The sequence below is a fragment of the Chryseomicrobium excrementi genome (genome assembly GCF_002798305.1).
GTDB classification, from domain to species: domain Bacteria; phylum Bacillota; class Bacilli; order Bacillales_A; family Planococcaceae; genus Chryseomicrobium; species Chryseomicrobium excrementi.
The window spans coordinates 212,478-234,818 of the sequence record NZ_PCGR01000003.1 but is presented as its reverse complement, the minus strand read 5'-3'; the positions used below and the strand labels follow the sequence as shown (position 1 = coordinate 234,818).

Genomic DNA, 22,341 nt, shown 5'->3' with positions numbered 1-22,341 from the left:
TTTCGAGCGGGATGGTCCGGGTACTCAGTACCGGAATGACGAACACATCACTTGTCACTACTCCCCTATTTATAGTTTTAGTATAGCGAGCACTTCTATTCTTGTCCAGCGAGAAGACCAGCACTATGAGGAAATCTTTTCTTTTTCTCAACTTTATGAAACCATGTAGGAAGATGCTTTGTCTAACGACTAGGAAAGGGTGCGATGATGTGACAGATGATCAAAAAAATCAGCTTCTCAATGAAGCAATGAACGAGCACGGTGATATGATCAAGCGCGTCATCTATTCCTACGTGCGAGACATACCGAAAGCTGAAGACTTAACCCAAGACACGTTCGTAAAATTCTTCACAACACTGGACCGATTTGAAGGCAGGTCATCTCTAAAAACTTATCTCTATCGAATTGCGGTTAATGAAAGTATTAATTACTTAAAAAGCTGGCATAAGCAAAAAGTTTCGTTAACCGACAAACTGAAAAAACTTGGTCGGCGTAAGAGTGTAGAATCTACATATATTCAACAAGAAGCCTCTTCAGAAATTCAGCAAGTGTTAGAGCGCATTCCTATTCATTATAGAGAAACCCTCTGGTTGCACTATTATGCAGAACTCTCAGTCACTGAAACTGCCGAAGTGCTCGGCTGCTCCCCCAACACTGTGAAGACACGACTTGCGAGAGGTCGAGAACTCATGAGAAAACAATTGGAGGTGGATGGCTTTGAACATAAAACAGCTCCTGAATGAAAGCATGCCTCACGATCTTACATTTAGTGAACGAGAGAAACAACAGGTACGAGAAACAGTCTTTGCAAAGACACCTGCAACGTTCATACGTATACTTCCTTTAGCAGCCGTTTTATTAGTTAGTCTGGTTGGATATTTGCTCTACTCCTCTTATTCGGACTCTCAACCTGCAGAAGTCACTTGGCATGAGGAAATAATTATTCCAAACACGTTTGAGACCTCTCTAAATCGATCCGTTTTTGTTCCAGCTAACAAAGAAGTCATTTACTCAAAAGAGGATGGTCTCTATAGCTTTTCCCCTGAAATAGATCAAGTTGAAAAGCTCGTATCGACTCAAACACCAATGGCTCAATACAGTTTTGCCGTAAATGAGAATTGGTTGGTGTGGGAAGACTTTGTAAATGAGGCGTACACGCTAAACGTATTGAATCGACAAACAGGTGTGACGAACGTCATTGTATCCTTTAACCCTTTGGGAAGACTTTTATTAGAGGGAAATCAGATTTTCTACTTTAATTCGTCAGAAGAAAAAATGCTTTATGAAACTATGAATTTAAATTCCGGGAACATAAAAACCATTCATGAACAAAAGGATGCACAAGCTGATTCTTTAAGAGAAGCTATTGGAGATGGAAAAGCCGTGGTTGTGGAGAAGCTAGAAAAACTCACAACGTTTTATATTTACGACACGCTATCAGGAGACCTTGTACAAAAAAGTCAGGGAACTTACCCTTCTATTCATAACATGTACATTAACAATGAACGCGTGTATATGGATTTTGCCACTGACGAAGGCAGACTTGAACTAGCTTATTTAGATATCCAAACAGGAACCATCTCTACTATTGAAACACCAGAATATAGCTTCTCTACTGTCCATGGGAATCATGTGGCACTAAGCGTCACAGAAGAATGGGGAGCGGAAACGGATGACGTAGAACTCTTTACTCTTGAAGGGAATACCGTAAAACCTCTTACTACATTCCCAGATGTAAAAGACCGACTTGTCACTCCCCAGTTCTTTGAAGATGGCATTCTACGTATGGTGGAAGAAAATTATAGCGATGGAGGCCCCACACTTCATCTTGTAAAACCTTGAAAACCTCGGCAAACTGCCGAGGTTTATTCTGTCTCCATAATAGCAAAATAGTTGTCTTCGCGATCCGCAAAGTTAAAGAACTTACTCTCGCCCATCTGCACCTTCTCACCAAGTGTGACACCTTTCGCTTGAAGCTTCTCATAAAGCGCATCTAAATCCGGTGTGAAAAATAATAATGAAGGTGTTCCAAAGTTGATGTCTGGACTGTTCTTCTCAACAAACGCTCGGTCATGTAAAATCACCGTCGTCTCCGCATCCGCTGTAGGAGCAATCTGTACCCAACGCATCTCGCCGTCTCGGTAATCCTGCAAGATCACAAATTCCATATCGTCTCGCCAGAACCTGATGGCCTCGTCTTGGTCTCTGACGTACACCATTACTTCCCCTAATTTTGAAATCATTCTGTCTCCTCCTTTTTCTACTTCATTCTCTCTTTGATATCGCAATTCCTTCCTATGAAGAAAATCTTCTGCCAAACTGCTACACTATTACTAGAATGCCGAAAAGAAACGAGGGACTTACATGATTGATTTACGCAGCGATACAGTAACAAAACCTGACGAACGTATGCGTCGTGCTATGTACGAAGCAGAAGTTGGGGATGACGTATACGGAGAAGATCCTACAGTGAATCGTTTAGAAGAGCGTGCGGCTGAACTGCTAGGCAAAGAAGCGGCTCTTTTTGTGACAAGCGGTACGCAAGGGAACCAAATTGCCGGCTTAGTCCATTGTAGACCAGGTCAAGAGGTTATCTTGGAATCTCAAGCTCACATCTTCTTATATGAAGGTGGTGCGATGTCAGCTCTTGCCGGACTGCAATTGAAACCGATAGATGGTGTTCGAGGTGCCATGGATCCCACGCTTGTTGAAGCTGCGATTAGAGGAACAGACATCCACGAGCCGGAGACCGGATTGATTTGTATAGAAAACACACATAATAAAGCAGGTGGCGCGGTCCTTCCAGTAGAACATATGAAAGCTATTTATGAAGTGGCACAGCGCCATGGAATCCCTGTACATCTAGACGGTGCAAGACTATTTAATGCCCAGGCTGCAACAGGCATTACTGTAGCAGAATTTGCCCGATATACGGACACAGTCCAGTTTTGTTTATCGAAAGGTTTAGGCGCTCCTGTAGGTTCCATCATCGCAGGTTCTGCAGAGTTTATCGCAAAGGCAAGAAAATGGCGTAAACGTTTGGGTGGAGGGCTTCGTCAAGTAGGTGTTTTAGCAGCACCCGCTCTACTTGCTCTTGAAGAAAATCCTAGTCGTTTAGTTGTAGACCATGAACACGCAAAATTGCTTGCTGACGGCATTTCTGATTTATCCACTTTGCAAGTGATCAATCAAGTGGATACCAACATCCTATTGGTCAAATTAACAAATTCAGACCACACAACAGAAGCTCTTCTAAATCATCTACGTGAGTCAAAAATTGTTGCAGGAGGTTTCGGTCCTGGTATTATTCGTTTCGTGACTCATAACGGCATCACCAAAAAAGACATACAGCATGTACTGCATGTCCTCGGACAGTTCTTTTGAGTAGCCATTCGGCTACTCTTTTTTATTCTTCGTAAACTTCTTCTTTTGTATGATAACCGTCTTGAATGACCGTCTCATCAATGGTGTCTCTTGTAACAGCAATCGGCTCAATCAACACGGATGGTACTTCCTTCTTCCCGTTGTTTACAGATGTACTAGTCTTCACTTCTTCACCTCTTGCCAAGGTAACTGCAAGCTCAGCAGCTGTTACAGATAAGGTTTGAATCGGTTTATAGACTGTCATAAGCTGTTCACCTTTTACTATGCGCCGGATTCCTGCTAGATCCGCATCCTGACCAGTCATCGGTATTTCCCCCTGCATGCCGTAAGATGCTAAGGCTTCTTGCACACCTCCACCTGTGGCATCATTGGCAGCGAGGATGGCATCGACTTGCTGTTCATTGATTTGAAGTGCTTCCTTCATATTGTCCCGAGCATTACTAGGCAACCAGTCCGCGGTCCACTGGTCATAGATGATGCGAATTTCTCCCGAATCAATTGCTGGTTGCAGCACAGAGAACACGCCTTTTTTCAAGAGGTGGGCATTGTTATCTGTATCCGCTCCTCCAATAAACACATAGTTACCGGAAGGAACCGCTTGAAGCATCGCTTCCGCCTGCAGCTCGCCGACTCGTTCATTATCAAACGACACATACAGATCGATATCCGCGTTTTTCACTAGCCGGTCATAGGAAATGACCTTAATGCCCGCCTGATGGGCTTTGTGAACGATTGCCGCAGTGGCTTCTGCATTGTGAGGGACAATGACGAGCACATCGATTCCACTTTGAATCAAGGTCTCTGCCTGCGCCACTTGCAAGACATCATCTCCATTAGCAGCTGTGATTAAAACCTCTGCACCTAAAGATTCGACTGCCTCTTTGAACAAATCTCTATCTTTTTTCCAACGATCTTCTGCTAACGTATCCATTGAAAACCCAATTCGAATGTCTTCCACTTGCTTTGTTGGAGGATCAGGAGACGGTGGAGGAGCGGCTTCTTCTTGACAAGCACTAAGCAACACCACAACTACTAAAGACGCCAGCCATTTCCACATCAACCTCTCTCCCTTCTAGCGTGTAACACTTTGTTTTCGGTATTCGGAAGGCGTTACCCCACACATTTTTTTGAACACTTTACTAAAGTAGTTCGGCTCATGATACCCGACTTCATACGTGATTTCTTTTAAACTCTTTTCTGGATTTCGTAGCAACTGCTTTGCATGTTGGATTCGACATTCTGTTAAATAATCAATGTAGTTGACACCTAGTTTTTCTTTAAATAACTTACTTAAATACATTGGAGTGAATCCGACTAGCTCGGCTAGTCGGTCCAGGGAGAGCTCTTCGTGTGAATGCTCTTCAATATAGCGTTTGACGATTTGCACCTTGTTAAACTCAGCAGTTCCTAAGTGCGAATTGTAATGAACAGCAATTTTTGAAAGGATTCCTTGAACTTCTGCACGTAACTGCCGGTAAGTAGTGGACTGGAAAGACAGGTACGCCGTTTGACTGCTCATGCCCAAATTTTCTAATGCTCGCTGAATAATCCAAAACAGTTCCAATACTCGTTGTTGTGAATAGATGAGTGGCTGATTTTGATGTTCTTGTTCATCTATAAACTCATTGATCAGATACTCAATTTGAGTCCAGTCTCCTGAATCCAAGGATTCAAAAAACTGTTGTTCTTTCTCTCTTATATTCGTCGTCCCAGCTGCTTGCAGCTGCTGAATGTTCTCCTCATAAAAACGAAAACGGACAGACTGTGTATGAGATGCAAGTGCCACCACGGCTTGCTGATAGGATGAAGCCACTTCTGACAGCTCGGCTACCTCTTCTCCGACCCCAATAAAAATGCCTGGATATTCTCGAAGTGAACCAATAAGTTGCTGGGCAAACGGCATTGCTTGACCACGGTAAGAAAAGTCGGGGCTTCGGAACACGATAATCGGCAATTGTTTCCCATACAAAGCTCCCACTAAACAGTTGGCTGCCCTATGAACCCGTTCCTTAATCTGGCGGTACAAGTCCTCAGTTGGCTCAGGAAGATACAGAACAGCAACAAAAGCTGGTTGAGAGGTGACGTTCACAGTCTCCATTAGGGCATCCAGCTGCACGTCATTGACATGATGGAATAGAAGTTGCGTCACAAGCTCTGTCTCTAATAAGCGTTCTGCTTGTTGATCGGACTGTTGCTTCCTTGCTTCTTCCCTCACTTGTTCCATGACAGACTCTACAGTAGCAATGATTTCACTACGCTTACTTGGTTTTAGCAAGTAGTCTTTGACACCGAGACGTAGCGCTTGCCGCGCATAATCAAACGTATCAAATGCGGTCACCATGACTCCCCGAATGCCAGGATGAATCTGTTGAATCTGCTGAAGTGCTTCAATCCCATTGATTCCTGGCATCATAATATCCATCAACACAATATCTGGCTTTTCTGATTCTACGACTTCAATTGCTTGGTAGCCATTCTTAGCATCCAAAATCGTTACGTCTTCAAAAGCTACCGACAAGATGCGTCGCATCCCCTCACGTTCAATCGGTTCATCATCCACTATCAGTACTTTCATTCAACTGGCACCTCTTTCTGCAAAGGAATGTGTAGTGTCACGGTAGTTCCCACTCCAACAGCACTTGTCACTGTCAAAACATCGGCGCGATTAAAAAAGAGCTGCAGTCGTTTGACGACATTTTGAAAACCAATGCTTGTTGAGTGACCTGTCTCCGAACGCACTTCTTGATGAAGGAGACGGTGAAGTTCTTCTGGTTGCATTCCCGGTCCGTCATCTTCTACTTCTGCAAGGACGGATTCTTGCTCTCTATAAATTCGGAGCGTAATGGTGCCCCCGTCCACTAACTTTTCAATGCCATGAATCATCGCATTTTCAATGATTGGTTGCAGTGTCAGACTGGGAATATAAGTATCAAGCAGTCGCTCGTCTACTTCTAAATGAAACGTTAGCCGTTCTGCAAAGCGTGCCTTCTGAATGGCAATATATTGTTCAATAACATGCACCTCTTCTGCAAGAGTCACGGATTGATCGACCTTTTTCAAACTATAGCGTAGAAGTCCGGCTACACTTACTAAGAGATCGCTCGTCTCCTCAGCTCCGTCTAGATACGCTTTTTTTGAGAGGGTATTCAATGTGTTGAACAAGAAGTGCGGATTGATCTGACTTTGCAAGCTCTTCAACTGACTTTCTTTCAGCAGCAACTGGCTTTCTTGAAGCTCGTTTTCGAGTCTTGCCTTCTCCTGCGTCTCTTCAAACAAATCGTTTATGTTTTCGCGCATTGTATCGAATGTTCTTGCTAGAAAAGCGATTTCATCATTTGAACTGATATGGATTGGAGTTTGAAAGTTCCCTTGTGCTACTTCGTTCGCCGCCCGCGTCAATTCATGTACGGGACGCGTAATGGACAACGAGAATCGGTACGCAACAAGCAACACAATCGAAGAAATTAAACCCAGTAGCCATAGACCTAGAGTTTCGAGTTCATCCGACTGTTGAATCAATTCTTGATACAGCCCGTTATAGGTGCGTAGCTCCTGATCCAAAATATAGAGCGTGCGGTCCTCAAGCGAAGCGGCTATCCGGTTAGCCTCGTTAAATTCCTGCGTCACCGCATCTACTTCCGACTGCTTCACAAAACTTAGTGTTCGGTTCGATGCCTCTATCAGACTGTCCATCATCAACAGGTAATTCGTCATATCCAATTGATTCGTCTCTGTGCGAAGAGCTTCGACTCGCTGTTGAATACCACGAAGCTGTTGCTCTTCCTCTTGGAGACGCTGTTCTTGAGCAGGAACCGGTAAACGTATATACTCATTGAGTTCCGTCACTAAGGCTTGACTGGATGTTGTCACTTCATTCATCTGCAAATAGCGGCTAAGTATAGAACTATACTGTTCTTGCGCTTGTTGATTCGAGTAGGTCAGAGCGATCCAAATAGCACCCATCACTAGAACGGCAAGAGATACAAGACCCCAAATCTTGTTTTGAATCGTCATAATCCGGCCTCCTCTAAAACGAATGGTGTAGGATATCCATCCGAATTGAGTGGAACGGTCTCACCGCGAATCCATTGTACTAACAGGTTCAGACCTTGCTCTCCCATTTCCTGTGGTCGCTGCCGAATCATCCCGTCTATGACACCTGCTTGAAGCAAGCTTCGGACTTCAGGTGCTTCATCAAATGAGTAAATCAAATAAGGATCCACTTGTGTGCGCCTCTTGATTTCTTGTGTCACAAAATAGGCTACTTTTGAATCCAACACGAGCCAAGAAGTAGCGTCTGGTGATTGATTCAATCTTTCCATCGTGGCATTCATGATTTCTTCTTTCGTGTCTCCCATCCCTTGATAAGTGAATGTAATCTCAGGGTAAGCTTCAAGCGTTTGCTCTACACCTTGGAGACGTTGTTTTTGCATATATGTTGGTTGTTCATCTCCAACGACCACTATTTCGCCTTGGTAGTTCATCTTCTCAGCCATTGTCTCAGCTAACAGGGACGCAGCCTCGATCTGATTGGACCCCACATAGGTTTTACGTAAACTTTCTTCAGCCGGTACATCTTCCCCTACCGTAATGATGGGAACTCCGTAAAAAGCGGCTTTGATCTTGGTCAGCTCTTTAAAGGCTTCTGTGTCTTGACCTTGTACTAAGATGCCATCCACTTTTGAATAGATAGCGGTCTCTAGATTCCGGTTAAAGTCTTGGTCCTCTGTTCCAAAGCCTGCCCAGGCTTCTACGAGAACTCCTTGTTTCTCTCCAGCTTGGATGGCTCCTTCTTCTACTTGCTTCCAAAAGTCGGTGGATTGATTTTCAGTGATCAATACAATGCGTAATTGATCTACGGAATCTGCTACGGGTTCTGGAAAGTGAGGAGTTGCCTGTATGACGCGCCATACAGAGATGACGGTGAAAATAGCAAAAAACACAATACATACGCTTAACACACGTGTCACAGTCCTTTTCATACGTCATCTCCTTTTTCTTCCCATCTTACCATTCGTCCGGCCAATCAAAAAGCACCCGTTGTGAGCGGGTGCCTTTGTTATGCGCGTTGTCGGCGTGTCATGACGTCGAAAATAACGGCCGCCGCAAGTACTCCACCACGAATCATGTATTGATAAGAAGCACCGACTCCTAATAAGTTCATTCCATTAGAAAGTGCTGCCATTACTACAGCACCGACGATAGCCCCCGTCACTTTACCGACACCCCCTGCAGAAGAAACGCCTCCTACATAGGCAGCTGCGATAGCGTCTAACTCGAACAGCGTACCGGCTGTTGTTGTTGCCGATTGGAGTCTAGCAGTAAACAAGATACCGGATAAGGCTGCCAAGAACCCCATAGAACCGAATACGAACAATGTAATCTTTTGTACATTGATTCCACTCAAATGTGCTGCTTCTGGGTTACTTCCCACTGCATAAATATGTCTTCCTAAAACTGTCTTCGATGAAAGGAAGTGATACACAACAACCACTAATAGGACGATGACCACTGTCCAAGACAATCCGTTGTACCCTGCAAGAATCCATACTACATAGCCGATAATAGCGGAAACAAATAGAAGTTTGGCAACAAACATCGGGAACGACATGACATCAAAACCATATTTTTGCTTGTCTTTCCGATTCGTCAATTCGCTGTAAATGTAGAAGAGAATTCCTGCAAGACCTACAAGAAGTGTTAAGAGGTGAAGTCCCCCCACTTCCGCGATGGATGGAATAAAGCCTGTCCCAATTGCATTGAATGCATCATTGTTGATAACAATTGTTCCGGAAGCACCAGTTGCCTCTAAAAGAGCCCCCCGGAAAATCAACATAGCAGCCAGAGTGGCTACAAAGGACGGAATTCCAATTTTCGCAACTAAAAATCCGTTAAAAAGCCCAATCATAATACCAAAAATGAGAACGACCGGAATCGTGATCCACACGGAGACTCCCATATTAGTTAAGAACAATGCAGCGATTGCTCCTAAAAACCCTGCTGCAAATCCGACAGAGAGGTCAATGTGACGAATGACAATGACCAGCGTCATCCCTACTGCCAAGACCGCAATGTATCCCGCGGAATCTAACATGTTGCTGACGTTTCGCGAGGATAGGAATAGACCATCTGATAGAACAGCGAAGGTCAATAAGATGACGACGAGTGCAATATACATCCCGTAATCTCGAATATTTTGTTTTACAATGGTTCTTGCTTCTGTTAATAAGTTCATCTCTGAAGTCCTCCTATTGTGTCGCTAATTCCATGATAGCTTCTTGGGTGGCTTGCTCACTTGTGAGCTCTCCTTTAATTTCACCTTCCGCCATAACATAGACACGATCACTCATTCCTAATACTTCGCCAAGTTCTGACGAGATCATGATGATGCTCAGCCCTTCGCTGATGAGTTGATTCATAATCGTGTAAATCTCAAATTTAGCCCCGACGTCGATGCCTCGTGTCGGTTCATCCAAAATCAAAATCTTAGGTCCAGTAAACAACCATTTGCCGAGAGACACTTTTTGTTGATTCCCACCGCTAAGCTTGCCCACGACTTGCTCTAAAGAACTCGCCTTAATGTATAAAGAATCCTTATACCGCGCTCCGACCTTCACTTCTTCGTTGAGATTCAAGACACCCTTCGGGGCAATTCCTTTCAAGTGTGCAGCTGAAATATTGCTCTTGATGTCTTGCAACAAGAAAAGTCCATCGCCTTTGCGGTCTTCTGTCACGTAAGCGATTCGCTCTTTAATTGCCTCACTGGTGTGCTTGAGAGTTTTTGATTCACCGAAGAGCTTCATCTCTCCGCTCACCTTGTACTTTTTCGGATTCCCAAAAATACTGAGAGCTAGCTCTGTGCGCCCTGATCCCATCAGACCCGCAATCCCTATGATTTCTCCTTTTTTCAAGGAGATGTTGGCGTTCTTGACGACATTTCGACCGAGTTGGGCATCATAGGCAGTCCAGTTCTCAAGAGATAAGACAACTTCATCATTCTCTGGATGTGAACGTTTCGGATAAATATCTTCAATTTCACGTCCTACCATGTTTTTGATGATGCGAGTCTCTGTAATTTCCCCTTTTTTGGCATCCAGAGTACAGATTGTCTTCCCGTCTCGTAGCACTGTCGCTTTATCCGCAATTTCAATGACTTCCTTCAATTTGTGGGAAATCATGATGCACGAGATACCTTGTGCTTTCAATTCTTTCAAGAGGTTTAACAGATTCTCACTATCATCTTCGTTTAAAGCCGCTGTCGGTTCATCGAGGATCAATAATTGCACATCTTTACTGAGTGCTTTCGCGATTTCCACAAGCTGTTGTTTTCCTACACCTAAATCTTTGATTAACGTTTCTGGAGTTACGCGGAGCTTTACTTTTTGGAGCAGCTCAGACGACTGCCGAATCGTTTTGTTCCAATCAATAACGGGCCCTTTTCGGACTTCATTCCCTGCAAAAATATTTTCATAGACCGTTAAATCCGGGAATAATGCAAGTTCCTGATAGATGATTCCGATTCCAATAGCCACACTGTCATTGATTTCTTTAAACTGTTGCACATTCCCGTTATAGACAATGTCTCCAGTATAGGTCCCATACGGATATACACCGCTCAGAACCTTCATCAAGGTAGACTTTCCTGCTCCGTTTTCACCAACGAGACAGTGAATCTCCCCTTTTTCCACTTGAAAGTTCACGTCTGTCAGAGCTTTCACACCTGGAAACTCTTTTGAGATGTTCCGCATTTCTAAAATGTATTCCGTCATTCTGTGCGCCTCCCTGCGACTTGCTAAATAAGGAAATACGTCTCACGCCGAGGCATGAGACGCGTATTGGAATTACTCTAAACCTGTAAATTCACTTGCCTCATAATATCCAGAGTCCACTAACTCTGCTTTTACATTTTCTTGATCCACTACAATAACGTCTGTTTGTTTTGCCTTAACTTCTACAGCACCATTATCGTAAGAACCTGTTGTTTCCGGGTCATTGCCATCTAGGATGTCAATTGCCATTCCCATAGCATCTTGAACTAGAGTACGAACATCTTTAAATACAGTCATAGATTGTTTGCCGTCGATGATGTACTGAATAGATGCTTTCTCTGCATCTTGACCTGTTACTAAGAACGAAGTTACAGCACCGTCAGATCCAAATACATCGGCAATCGCACGAGCAGTTCCATCGTTTGGAGCTAAGATAGCCACATCGCCTTTTTGATCATCCGCTGCAGCTGTTAAGTGTGTCTGTGCTTTGTTTTTCGCTTCATTTGGATCCCAGTTTGTTGTTACCTGGCCAATGATTTTACTTAGTTCATCTCGAGAAAGCTCCGCTTTGTCGCTTAAAGCTTCTGCTTCAGAAGAGTTTGCGATGACAAATGTTCCGTCTGCAATTTTTGGTTGCAGGACTTCCCAAGCTCCTTGGAAGAACAAGAACGCATTGTTATCTGATGCAGCACCTGCGTATAGGTAAAGAGGAACGCCTGTACCCTCTGCATTGTCAATCAAGTACTGAGCTTGAGCAGCACCAACAGCCAAGCTATCAAATGTTACATAGTAATCTACTGCATCTGTATCGGTGATCAAACGGTCATATGAGATAACTGTTACGCCATCTGCTTTAGCCGCTTCTACAGCAGCACCTGCCGCAGCACCATCATGTGGTGTGATGATCAGAACATCGATTCCTTTATTTAATAACGCATCTACATTTTCTTTTTCTTTCGCTGAAGACCCTTGGCTGAATAAAATTTCAGTAGAGTAGTCCGAATCCTCTAATGCTTCTTTGAAACGTTGTTCATCTTGAACCCAGCGTGGCTCATCTTTAGTTGGTAAGACGATCCCCACGTCTACCCCACTACCTCCACCCGTGCTTCCAGAACCTTCTTCATCCGAATTACATGCTGCTAGAAGTACCACAGATGCCGCCATGACGCTTGCCCATTTCCAAAGTGATTTTTTCTTCATTTCCAATCCCTCTCCCTTTTGTACTGATTTCTTCTTCAGTATACGAAGAGAGGTTTTCCTATGTAAGCGCTATCACGGGTAATCTTTTATCTTTACTTATACTTTTTTAAGATGTTGTCCGAAAATTTAAAAAAGAGCCTGACAACTGCATGTCAGACTCTTTCAAATGAGATTAAACCCATTTTGCGATATTTTCAATTGGAAGTCGTACAGATTGATAGCCTTCTTCCGCTGCTTTTCCGATAGAAATCAGCATGACGGGCTCAAAACGGTCTTTCTCTAATCCGTATGCCTCTGCAATGCGCGCTTTTTCGAAACCTCCGATTGGGTTGGTAGCATAGCCACGCGCTTGAGCGGATAACATGATTTGCATCGAGACAAGACCCGCATCGATGAAGTTCATCGCACGCATTTCTGGTCGTGGGATGTCTTTTAACATATTTTGAATTGCCGGTACTTGACGGTCACGTACGTCCGCTGGCATAACACCCTTTTCAACTGCCAAATCGTAAATCTCCTGTGTTGTCTCTATGCTTTGCATATCTACAAAAACAGCAATGACTGCTGAAGACGTTTCTACTTGGCGCTGGTTGAACTTCGCCAAATCTTTCAACGTTTCTTTTCCTTCTTCACTGTCGATGACAAGAAAACGCCATGGTTGTAAGTTTAAAGACGATGGCGCTAGTGCCGCCTCATCTAAGATTTCCATCATTTCTTCTTTTGAAATTTTCACTTGTGGATCATAAACACGGATAGAACGACGCTCTTTTACAGTTTGTGCATACGTCGGTTGTGTCGTAGTTGTCATAGGGAACCCTCGCTTTATCAAATTTTCTTGAATGCAGATTAGTCTAACGCGTTTGCCCATTTAAGGTCAACTATGTTGCTTGAAGTGGCGAAGGTACCACGATTTTGATGCATCCACTTCACTTCCTGTTAGTTGGTGCCCATAAGGCTCCACGTGCATCTCTACTTCGGCTCCGTGCTCAGAGAGCATTGCCTTTAGCCCTTCAGACTCTGTATAAGGTACCATTTGATCGTTCACCCCTGCTCCTATAAATACCGGGAGTCCAGAAAGTTCCGGAATCGTAGCATCTGGGTTTGGAATCATCGGATGATATAAAATGGCTCCTGACAAGCTGTTTGCTTCAGTCATGACCAAGTTTGCAGCAATATTGGCTCCGTTTGAATAGCCAACTGCCACTACTTGATTGCGATCAAAACCGTAATCTGTTGCCGCTTGGTCTAGAAACTCATGTAACTCTTTTGTGCGAAAGGCTAAATCTTCTTGATCCAATACTCCCATAGCTAACCGCTTGAAAAAACGAGGCATCCCGTTTTCTAGTACATTTCCTCGTACACTTAAAACGGAGGCTTCTTCATCAATCATAGAAGCTATAGACAAGAGGTCATGCTCATTTCCACCCGTTCCGTGTAAAAGCAATAAGGTTGGAGCTTTTGGGTCTGTTCCTTTTTTAAATATATGTTTCATTATGAACGCTCTCCTTTGCGGGCCGCCTTGCCCAATTTTCGAGTAATTTCAAGCCATGTTTGAATCTCATCTTCTTCTATCCCATCAAAATACTGTTTCATTCGTTCTAAATGTTCAGGAAAGGCCTGCTGCATCAAATGTTGGCCTTGTTCGCTTAATTCAATATACGTAATACGACGGTCTTCGGAGCATACCGTTCGAGTGATGAGTTCTTTTTTCAGTAACTTATCGAGTACGTAAGTCGTACTTCCACTGGTGATCAACACGTGCTTGGCTACCTTTTGAACAGGCTGACGTCCTTGATGGTAAAGTAGCTCAAGAACAGAAAATTCCGTAACGTGAAGTCCGTTTCTAGTAGCATCTTCTTTGATTCGTTGGTGAAAGGCGCCTGACGTACGAACGAGCGCTTCAATTGCGAGGCCTACTTGTTTCGTTTCCATTGTGATCCACGCCTCCTTTATCTTGATTTCGAGATAATTGTATCATTTTGACCAGCTAGCGTCAAAAAAAGAGCCTGGACAGTTGTCCAAGCTCTTCAATCTATTCCATGCTCTCAATAATCATGGCAATGCCTTGGCCGCCACCGATGCAGAGACTGGCTACACCGTATTTCAATCCGCGTTCCTTCAGCTCATATGCAAGACTTAACACGATACGGGCTCCACTCGTTCCAACCGGATGGCCAAGTGCTAAGGCTCCTCCGTTGACGTTCGTCTTCGCTCGGTCAAGACCTAGCTCTTTTTCTACAGCTAAGTACTGAGCAGCAAAGGCTTCGTTCACTTCGACGAGGTCCATTTGATCAAGTGTTAGGTCAGCGCGTTCCAAGGCTTGTTTAATCGCAGGTACCGGTCCAATCCCCATAATCTCAGGATCTACTCCGGATACACCCCATGACAGGATGCGAGCCATTGGCTTCAAGCCGTGCTGTGAAACCGCCTCTTCTCCAGCGACGATTAAGCTAGCCGCTCCATCGTTGATTCCACTTGCATTCCCAGCTGTAACGGTTCCTTCTTTTTTGAAAGAAGGACGCAGCTTCCCAAGTGTGTCCACCGTTGTGTCTGGTTTGATGTGCTCGTCCACTTCTACCAGAACTGTACCTTTGCGATTCGTCACCGGAAACGGAACGATTTCCTTAGCAAAGCGACCTGATTCACGAGCTTGTGCTGCTCGCTGATGACTCTCTACAGCAAACGCATCTTGCTCTTCACGAGTGATAGAATACTGGTCCGACAAGTTTTCGGCCGTCATCCCCATGCCATTACCCGTATACTCGTCTGTCAGTGTTGCCATTACCATGTCGTCAAACTTCATAGCGCCAAGTTTATTTTGATGGAAGCGACTTGAGAAACTCGCGAATGGTGCCATCGACATGTTTTCAGCGCCACCTGCCAATACGATATCCGCTTCTCCGAGTTGGATGAGTTGTGCTGCAGAAACGAGTGCTTGTGTCCCAGATCCACATAACCGGTTGAGTGTCAGTGCAGGAACTTCTTTCGGTACTCCTGCTTTCAACCCAATATGACGTGCTAGATACGCCGCATTCGTATGTGAATGAATGACATTCCCGTAAATCACGTGATCGATTTGCTCTGGTGTGACTCCAGACCGCTTCATGGCTTCCTCTGCTGTCACTTTTCCTAATTCGTCTGCAGGCACTGCAGAAAACGAGCCTCCAAACGCTGTAAATGCTGTACGGGCACCTTCTACTAAATAGACTGGTTTCACTACTTATTCCCCCTTGTTCGCTTCTAAACGAGCTTCATAACTTGTTGTACAGACTCTACCGAACGGTCTAGTGCTGCTTTCTCTTCGTCAGTAAGTTCTAATTCAATGATCTTTTCGATGCCATCGCCACCTAGGATTGTAGGTACTCCGAGGTAAAGATCCTGATATCCATATTCCCCCTCTAAATAGGCAATGGCCGGAAGAATCCGCTTCTCATCTTTAATAATAGCCTCTGCCATTTCTACTAAGGATGCTGCAGGAGCATAATAAGCACTGCCATTTCCAAGTAAGGCTACGATTTCTCCCCCACCTTTTCGTGTACGTTCCACTATAGCGTCTAATTGCTCTTGAGGTAGTAACGCCGTCAATGGAACACCTCCTGCATTCGAATACCGTACCAAGGGAACCATATCATCCCCATGACCCCCTAAGACGAATCCCGTAACGTCCTTAGCAGAAACTTGAAGTTCTTCTGCTACGAATGTAGAAAAACGCGCTGTGTCTAAAACACCTGATTGACCGATGACACGATTTTTTGGGAATCCCGTCGTCTGATAGCAAACATACGTCATGGCATCTACCGGGTTGCTTAACACTAAGATGTAACTGTTAGGTGCAAACTGTTTGATGTTCTCAGAGACCGAGCGCATGATGTTTGCATTCGTAGCTACGAGGTCGTCTCGACTCATTCCAGGCTTTCTTGCAATTCCCGCTGTTATGATAACAAGATCCGCATCCCGTATCGCTTCATAATCGGAAGCTCCTGTGACATGCGTGCTAAACTTTTGAACAGGGCCGGTCTCTAACATATCAAGTGCTTTTCCTTTTGTCGGATTTTCTTGTTCTGGAATATCAACTAATACCACATCACCTAATTCTTTCTGAGCAAGCAGAAACGCTGTAGTTGCTCCCGTAAAACCTGCGCCAATTACGGCAATCTTTGTACGTCGAAAAGTCATGAGTAGTCCTCCTCCAGTGTGAATGAAAACGCCTTCTTTTCCATTGTAAGCCATTTATCTTCTTTTCGCGAACGCAAAAAAGACCCTTCCTCAGAAGAGTCCCTAAACGATATTGATTCCTGACATTAAGCCCATATAAGCACTGGCAACCGCGGCTATACTAAACAGCCCTCCTGCCAGTAACGGCGCTTTCTTAATAAATGCTGTGACAACAAGCCCTCCAAACAGCAACGCAAGTCCTGTGAAAAGGAACGTACCTACACCTAGTTGCAGACTTAGCTCCATCCCATTTTGAACAGGCGCTTGTAAGAAAAATGCTGACAGCTTAGATACATTAGCTTCCATCACCATTGAACTTGGGGGAGCTTGGTGACTAAAGAAGGCAGTCACTGCAAAGATGGCAATTAAAATAATCGATTCTGCTCGTACCCAAGGCACAGGATCAAGTTTTCTCGCATCCATCCAACGCTTCATAAAGAAACTATTGATGACGATGTACGCTATGAGAGGGATCATTAACAATTGCTTAATGAAGAGTCCTTGCCCATAAGAAGTGCTCAAACCTGTCACATAATTTGGTACGGTCAAATCCATTAACAAAAACCCACTGAGTCCCATCGTAACAAAACAAATAAAGGCGACAGGTGAGAACCAGCCTAACCACGGTTTCCAATTCGCCGTATTTGTAGAGAACCAAGCTATGACTACTACAACCCCTACCCAAATTGCAGCTGCTAAAAGATGTAGAAAGTCTCCTACAAACCCTTTAATAGGAGCTATAGAACTGGCATGACTCGCCCAAGCTATCGTACCAATCATAAACACGGTCAACGCGAGATAGGCTACTTGAAAAATACGTTCCGAGCGATGGTTGAATAATGCATAGATGACTACAAGAAGGACACCACCGAGTAACGTAAAGTCCCAGGCAAGGCCCGTTCGGTAAGTTAACAGAACCGTTTCAAGTGCAGTTGTAAACGATAGACGTGGTGTGAGTGCCTGAGCAATCTGAAAGATTGGTATAGCTGCTCCTGCTACTACAGCAAGAACGCTCCCTAAAATCACTAAAGGTGAAATACTCAGCGCAGGCCGTGCCGACACCGGAACAGCGAGCAGTAAAAAACTACCGACAAGAACAGCAAGTCCAAGCGACAGAACTAGCTGCCCTACCATTACGAAAAGTTCCATTAAGCTTTCTTTCTACGAGCAATAGCGAAGATACTGACTGCCACAAGAACAACAGCAAGAGCAGCAATCACCCAAATCAGTGGAGACGACTCTTGTTGATCCATTGTAATAGCTGAAGAAGCTACTTCTGTCGCTTGAGAAGTTTCATCCGCTTCTTCTGTCATAGTATTCGTAGTTTCTACTTCTTCTGTTGATTCGCTTTGTCCAGTGGTTATCACTTCCTCAACGGGTGCATTCACAGTAAAGCCAAATGTCCCTTCTAATGGGTGACCATCTTCACTGATGGAGTTCCAATTCACTGTGTACTCACCATTTTCTAGAGGATTCTCTAAGTTTCCGGTTAATACGCCGTCTGTGACAGTGAATTCATTAACGGAAACTTCAGTACCTTCTGCATCCAGGACTTCAAAAGAACTCCCCTCTTCAATTTGACCGGAATACGTTAAAGAAATAGAATCAATGGCTTCTGTAACCTCTGATCCATCTTCAGGATTCGTGGTGCTTAAACCTGTATGAGCAGAAGCGGTTCCTGCAAATGCTAAAATAAATAGAGTAGTAAAAAATGCTTTAATTAATTTCATTTGGTTTTCCTCCTTCGATAGATTCCGCTTCTAAGTATAAAAAGCGATTGTGAAATTTGAATGAACTTCATTTACATATCTAGAAAACGAAAGAAAAAGGGATTTGGATGATTCGATTTTGACACAATTTCTAATTGGTTTAGTGTCGAAAGTTGAAAAATCATCCGTCATTATGAACCCAATCCGACTCGCGTGACGTCTATATCTTTTGTGGGTGAAACGGACACGTTTACCATTCCTTAAGATGCGGAAGATGGGAAGACGATACGCGCCGTTCGCAAAGTGATTAATACATACCAATTTGAAGTTGTAGATAATTTTTAGAGAAGGAGTTTGATATGGAGGAACTACTTGTACTACTAAAATACATAGTTTTAGGGGCTCTTCAAGGATTTACAGAACCTATCCCCATTTCTTCAAGTGGGCATCTGGTCATTGCTCAAGAGTTATTTGGACTAGAGATGCGCACGGATGATTTTACATTTGAGATTTTAATGAACTTCGCGTCTCTACTGGCTGTATTACTTATTTATCGAAAAGATTTGATGCGATTGGCATCGAACTCGGTAGCGTACTTTAAAGGGAAGACAGATGAGACTAGACGCGATTTTCAGTTTGTGGTGTATTTGGTCATTGCCACTATTCCAGCTGGCATCATCGGCTTACTATTCGAAGATACAATCGCTTCTGTGTTTAAATCCTCTAAAACCGTGGCAGTAGCGTTGATTGTCACTGGTGTCGCCCTGTTCTTTATACGCAATTTGAAGGGAAGAAAACAAGATGGCGATCTTACGTGGAAAGATGCCTTGATTGTGGGACTTGCTCAGGCAGTAGCGCTGATACCTGGAGTCAGTCGCTCAGGAGCTACTATTGTAGCAGCTATGGGGTTAGGCATGAAACAAGAGACGGCTCTGCGATTTTCATTTCTCTTATTTATACCGATTAGTGTAGGTCTAATTCTAGTGAAACTGCCTGAATTAGCACTTGGGGATATGTGGTTCCCTTATTCTTTAGCCTTTTTATTCTCATTTGGTTTTTCTTATTTCGCATTAAAATGGTTTATGAACATTATGGCAAAAGGCAATCTGATCTACTTTACAATTTACTGTTTAGTAGTAGGTTTCGGGTTCTTACTTTTAGGATGAAAAAAGAGCTGGCAGCCCCAGCTCTTTTTGTTAGTTATTTTGTTTCTCTGTGTAAAGTAACACGCTTTAGACGTGGACAGTATTTTTTGAGTTCAATTCTTTCCGGGTTGTTGCGTTTGTTTTTTGTCGTGATGTAATTACGATCTCCTGTTTCTGTACAAGCAAGTGTGATATTTACGCGCATGTTGATCCTCCTAAAGATTCATCAAATCGTAATAGTTACGTTTTATAGAATTCTTCAATCTCCCATGGATTGCAACTGAAACTTTACTAGTTTTCTAACGTACACAAAGAAAAGGAGTGGTAAACATGAAGCATACAGGAATCTGCCCCAAATGTTCCGGCCAAGATATCCTCTATATCCACGGCATCCAAGAGGCTGGGGAAATCGGCAACAATATTTATACAGGGATCACGTCCCTCACGCAATCTCCTGTAGGCCGTTACCTATGCGAAAGTTGCGGATATATTGAAGAATGGTTAGACAATTTGCATGATGTTCCAAAAATTAAAAAGCGCTTCAAACCTTTCAAATGGGGCGAGTAAAGACTAAAAAATCCTCTCCTGTTAACTCAGAAGAGGATTTTGTTCGATTAATTTAAGTTTTCTTTACCTGGCAATTGATTGATCTGCAAAGAAGCATATGTATTGCAGAATTTGAACACGGTCTCGACGACCACTTTTGCACTGTATTCCATAAATGGCTGCATCGGTTCCCGGTTGTTCGGATGATAAAATGTCATCAAAAAGTCGAGCAGCAGATCATTTACAATTTTTGTTGTCATGTAGGCTAGCTCGGCATGACGTGCCTGATGTTCTATTGTTTCACCCTTCAATACGAAGTCACGCTGTTTGTCCATCATCTTTTGCAGCTCTTCTGGATCTTTGACCATCGTCCGTAGATTGCTTAAATAGACCTTAAAGCTTTCTGGCGTGTAAAACGTCTCTTTATCAATACTTTGGAAAAAGAAGTTGTTCATTCCGTTTGTATGATTGACGTAGAATGCCACATTTTGTAGTAAAGAATCTAAATACGCTTCATCAGAGTCTACTTTTCCCCGCTTTTCAACGAGTATCTTTTGAATTCCTTCAAGGAGTGCCTCTTTCTCCCATTTCGGCTGTTTCGTCACCGCATTGATCACGCCAGCTGTCTGCTTTGTAAGTAATTCCATTGACATGTGTCCTACACTCCTTATAGTTTCTGACAATTTCGATAAGTCCAGTTTAACATAATCCGGAAACTCCTGCAGTCGGTTTAAAAAATAGCCCAGTAGACTAGATGAAAGAAGACCGGCGCAGTATAAGTCAGGCTATCCACTTTGTTGATTGTCTTACTTTCAATGACTTGCCCATCTACCGTTTCTCGTAAGAAGAAGTTTCGTTTTAGTGCTGACATTACTGCCGTCCCAAAGAACCCGGTTGCTCCGATTAAAAATCCAGCAAAAATACTGAACTGCAAAGACATCGGTGTGATCCAAGGTGCAATCAACACTGCCAAGATAGTGGTTCCGATAATTCCTGCGAATACCCCTTCCCATGTTAGGTCCGGATTCGCAACAGGCAATACCTTATGCCTTCCAAAGTTCTTGGACACCACATATTGAATTACGTCATTCGCTTGCGTTAGTGGGATTAAAAACAATACCATCAAAGCACCGTATTCAGTAGCAATCCCCACATCATGCCTTGTAATCTCAGGCATTTTTGCAAATAGCGCCAAGTGGCTTAGACCGAAAACAAGTAGCATGAGCCCCCACTGCGTCATACTGACTGATTTTAAAAAACCAGCGCTGCTTTTTTGGAACAAACGGGCCAGTGGTAAAAACAAAAAAACATAAATCGGAATAAATACAATAAACATGCCGTACCAACCGACGTAGATCCAATAGAAATTAATAGGAATCGCTAGATAGGCCCAGATAAATAAACGACGGTCTTGCTTTCGGGTCTCTAACATAGAAAAATACTCTCGAAGAGCCAAAAAACACAGCACCATCAATGAGACCAATGAAACATTCGGATGCACTAAGAAGGACAGACCAAAGATGGTTGCCATCCCCCACCACAATCTTGTTCGAATCACTAATTCTTCATATTTGTTGCTGCCCTTATTTTTCCTCTTCTGAAAATATGTTATAACTGAAACAAGAAGACTGACGATAATCAAAACAATAAAGACGACGTACACAACATAAAAGGTCGAATTCATAAAATAGTCTACATTCACATTCCCACACCCCTGGACTCAAACGTAAGGAGAGGATCCCCTTTGAATGAACGATTTATCTATATTTTATTAACCGATACAGGCACGGTCTTCACGAAGACCATCAAAACCTATACAAAAGCCCCTTATAATCATTCGTCTCTCTCTTTAGACAAGGACTTGATTCAATTATATAGCTTTGGACGCAAAAAACCCAACAACCCTTTTAAAGCTGGATTCGTCCAAGAAGATGTTTTAAATGGTACATATAAAAAATATCCTAAGACGACGTGCGCCATTTACGAGATTCAAGTAAGCCCTCGCCAGTATGAAAAAATCGAGCGGATGATTGCTCTGTTTCAAAAGAACAATAAAAAAACCATCTACAATCTACTTGGTGTATTTGGAGTGGCGGTAAAAGCTCCTTTTGAACCACAAGGATCCTATTTTTGCTCGCAGTTCGTTGCTGAAATCTTACACCGAGCGGGTATTCGCTTTTGGCCCAAACTCCCATCCTTAGTAGAGCCTGATGATTTCCGACGTGTTTTAGAGTCTCACCTTATTTACGAAGGCGTACTTGCTGATTACGTTAAACTTCGTCGCACATAAAAAAAGAGCGATCATTGTTCATAGAACAAGATACGCTCTTTTAAAATACTTACTACCAGTAGTCCCGTGATTTTGATTCCTTT

General features: G+C 43.5%; 24 protein-coding genes. 6 read left to right on the top strand and 18 right to left on the bottom strand.

Annotation, left to right across the window (positions count from 1 at the left end; all coding sequences use genetic code 11):
* The first annotated feature begins 209 nt into the window (after window positions 1-209).
* Both CQS04_RS10210 and CQS04_RS10205 read left to right on the top strand, forming a co-directional pair.
* On the top strand, window positions 210-743 hold the full coding sequence (locus CQS04_RS10210) for a sigma-70 family RNA polymerase sigma factor (RefSeq protein ID WP_100354048.1): 534 nt from the start codon (window positions 210-212) through the stop codon (window positions 741-743).
* Window positions 712-1,842: a hypothetical protein gene (locus CQS04_RS10205; RefSeq protein ID WP_100354047.1), complete on the top strand. Its 1,131-nt coding sequence runs from the start codon at window positions 712-714 to the stop codon at window positions 1,840-1,842. Before CQS04_RS10210 ends, CQS04_RS10205 begins: the two co-directional genes overlap by 32 nt.
* A gap of 23 nt (window positions 1,843-1,865) precedes the next feature.
* Here CQS04_RS10205 and CQS04_RS10200 read toward each other — a convergent pair whose 3' ends face one another.
* Window positions 1,866-2,243 carry a VOC family protein gene (locus CQS04_RS10200; protein WP_100354046.1) on the bottom strand — a complete coding sequence of 126 codons (378 nt, stop codon included), beginning with the start codon at window positions 2,241-2,243 and terminating at the stop codon, window positions 1,866-1,868.
* 121 nt (window positions 2,244-2,364) lie between these two features.
* Here CQS04_RS10200 and ltaE point away from each other — a divergent pair, with 121 nt between their 5' ends.
* A complete protein-coding gene (ltaE, locus tag CQS04_RS10195; RefSeq protein WP_100354045.1) occupies window positions 2,365-3,384 on the top strand; it encodes a low-specificity L-threonine aldolase in 1,020 nt (339 codons plus the stop codon).
* A 22-nt stretch (window positions 3,385-3,406) separates the two neighbouring features.
* Here the strand turns inward: ltaE and xylF are convergent, their stop codons facing one another.
* The 14 genes from xylF to CQS04_RS10125 form a co-directional block, all read right to left on the bottom strand.
* Window positions 3,407-4,441, bottom strand: coding sequence for a D-xylose ABC transporter substrate-binding protein (gene xylF, locus CQS04_RS10190; RefSeq protein WP_100354044.1), 1,035 nt, complete (start codon window positions 4,439-4,441; stop codon window positions 3,407-3,409).
* Between the two features lie 15 nt (window positions 4,442-4,456).
* On the bottom strand, window positions 4,457-5,959 hold the full coding sequence (locus CQS04_RS10185; RefSeq protein ID WP_100354043.1) for a response regulator: 1,503 nt from the start codon (window positions 5,957-5,959) through the stop codon (window positions 4,457-4,459).
* A complete protein-coding gene (locus CQS04_RS10180; RefSeq protein WP_100354042.1) occupies window positions 5,956-7,398 on the bottom strand; it encodes a sensor histidine kinase in 1,443 nt (480 codons plus the stop codon). Before CQS04_RS10180 ends, CQS04_RS10185 begins: the two co-directional genes overlap by 4 nt.
* Window positions 7,395-8,366, bottom strand: a complete 972-nt coding sequence (locus tag CQS04_RS10175) for a sugar ABC transporter substrate-binding protein (RefSeq protein WP_100354041.1) — start codon at window positions 8,364-8,366, stop codon at window positions 7,395-7,397. The genes CQS04_RS10180 and CQS04_RS10175 overlap by 4 nt, the downstream gene beginning before the upstream one ends.
* Before the next feature lie 77 nt (window positions 8,367-8,443).
* Window positions 8,444-9,619, bottom strand: a complete 1,176-nt coding sequence (locus CQS04_RS10170; protein ID WP_100354040.1) for a sugar ABC transporter permease — start codon at window positions 9,617-9,619, stop codon at window positions 8,444-8,446.
* A 13-nt stretch (window positions 9,620-9,632) separates the two neighbouring features.
* The gene (locus tag CQS04_RS10165) at window positions 9,633-11,153 is read right to left on the bottom strand and encodes a sugar ABC transporter ATP-binding protein (RefSeq protein WP_100354039.1); all 1,521 of its coding nucleotides are present in this window, start codon (window positions 11,151-11,153) and stop codon (window positions 9,633-9,635) included.
* A gap of 72 nt (window positions 11,154-11,225) precedes the next feature.
* Window positions 11,226-12,353, bottom strand: a complete 1,128-nt coding sequence (locus tag CQS04_RS10160; protein WP_100354038.1) for a sugar ABC transporter substrate-binding protein — start codon at window positions 12,351-12,353, stop codon at window positions 11,226-11,228.
* 172 nt (window positions 12,354-12,525) lie between these two features.
* Window positions 12,526-13,161, bottom strand: a complete 636-nt coding sequence (locus CQS04_RS10155) for a nitroreductase family protein (RefSeq protein WP_100354037.1) — start codon at window positions 13,159-13,161, stop codon at window positions 12,526-12,528.
* Between the two features lie 66 nt (window positions 13,162-13,227).
* Window positions 13,228-13,845: an alpha/beta hydrolase gene (locus CQS04_RS10150; RefSeq protein ID WP_100354036.1), complete on the bottom strand. Its 618-nt coding sequence runs from the start codon at window positions 13,843-13,845 to the stop codon at window positions 13,228-13,230.
* Entirely contained in the window at window positions 13,845-14,285 is a 441-nt protein-coding gene (locus CQS04_RS10145; RefSeq protein ID WP_100354035.1) for a MarR family winged helix-turn-helix transcriptional regulator, read from the bottom strand. The genes CQS04_RS10150 and CQS04_RS10145 overlap by 1 nt, the downstream gene beginning before the upstream one ends.
* Before the next feature lie 100 nt (window positions 14,286-14,385).
* Complete coding sequence (locus CQS04_RS10140) at window positions 14,386-15,570, bottom strand: thiolase family protein (protein ID WP_100354034.1); 1,185 nt, start codon at window positions 15,568-15,570, stop codon at window positions 14,386-14,388.
* 23 nt (window positions 15,571-15,593) lie between these two features.
* Window positions 15,594-16,529, bottom strand: a complete 936-nt coding sequence (gene mdh / locus CQS04_RS10135; protein WP_100354175.1) for a malate dehydrogenase — start codon at window positions 16,527-16,529, stop codon at window positions 15,594-15,596.
* Between the two features lie 102 nt (window positions 16,530-16,631).
* Window positions 16,632-17,717, bottom strand: coding sequence for a copper resistance D family protein (locus CQS04_RS10130; RefSeq protein ID WP_100354033.1), 1,086 nt, complete (start codon window positions 17,715-17,717; stop codon window positions 16,632-16,634).
* The gene (locus CQS04_RS10125; RefSeq protein ID WP_100354032.1) at window positions 17,717-18,298 is read right to left on the bottom strand and encodes a copper resistance CopC family protein; all 582 of its coding nucleotides are present in this window, start codon (window positions 18,296-18,298) and stop codon (window positions 17,717-17,719) included. The genes CQS04_RS10130 and CQS04_RS10125 overlap by 1 nt, the downstream gene beginning before the upstream one ends.
* A 338-nt stretch (window positions 18,299-18,636) precedes the next feature.
* On the opposite strand from CQS04_RS10125, the gene CQS04_RS10120 reads away from it, so the two are divergent.
* Window positions 18,637-19,443, top strand: a complete 807-nt coding sequence (locus tag CQS04_RS10120; protein ID WP_100354031.1) for an undecaprenyl-diphosphate phosphatase — start codon at window positions 18,637-18,639, stop codon at window positions 19,441-19,443.
* A gap of 34 nt (window positions 19,444-19,477) precedes the next feature.
* Here the strand turns inward: CQS04_RS10120 and rpmG are convergent, their stop codons facing one another.
* Window positions 19,478-19,627, bottom strand: coding sequence for a 50S ribosomal protein L33 (rpmG, locus tag CQS04_RS10115; protein WP_066461706.1), 150 nt, complete (start codon window positions 19,625-19,627; stop codon window positions 19,478-19,480).
* A 125-nt stretch (window positions 19,628-19,752) separates the two neighbouring features.
* Between rpmG and CQS04_RS10110 the strand changes: the two genes are divergently transcribed.
* Complete coding sequence (locus CQS04_RS10110; RefSeq protein ID WP_100354030.1) at window positions 19,753-19,989, top strand: hypothetical protein; 237 nt, start codon at window positions 19,753-19,755, stop codon at window positions 19,987-19,989.
* Between the two features lie 47 nt (window positions 19,990-20,036).
* Here the strand turns inward: CQS04_RS10110 and CQS04_RS10105 are convergent, their stop codons facing one another.
* Complete coding sequence (locus tag CQS04_RS10105; RefSeq protein ID WP_100354029.1) at window positions 20,037-20,621, bottom strand: hypothetical protein; 585 nt, start codon at window positions 20,619-20,621, stop codon at window positions 20,037-20,039.
* 77 nt (window positions 20,622-20,698) lie between these two features.
* Window positions 20,699-21,652 (bottom strand): phosphatidate cytidylyltransferase, encoded by a 954-nt coding sequence (locus tag CQS04_RS10100; RefSeq protein WP_100354174.1) that lies wholly within the window; start codon window positions 21,650-21,652, stop codon window positions 20,699-20,701.
* A gap of 60 nt (window positions 21,653-21,712) precedes the next feature.
* On the opposite strand from CQS04_RS10100, the gene CQS04_RS10095 reads away from it, so the two are divergent.
* Entirely contained in the window at window positions 21,713-22,258 is a 546-nt protein-coding gene (locus CQS04_RS10095; RefSeq protein WP_100354028.1) for a hypothetical protein, read from the top strand.
* The last annotated feature ends 83 nt before the right edge of the window (window positions 22,259-22,341 follow it).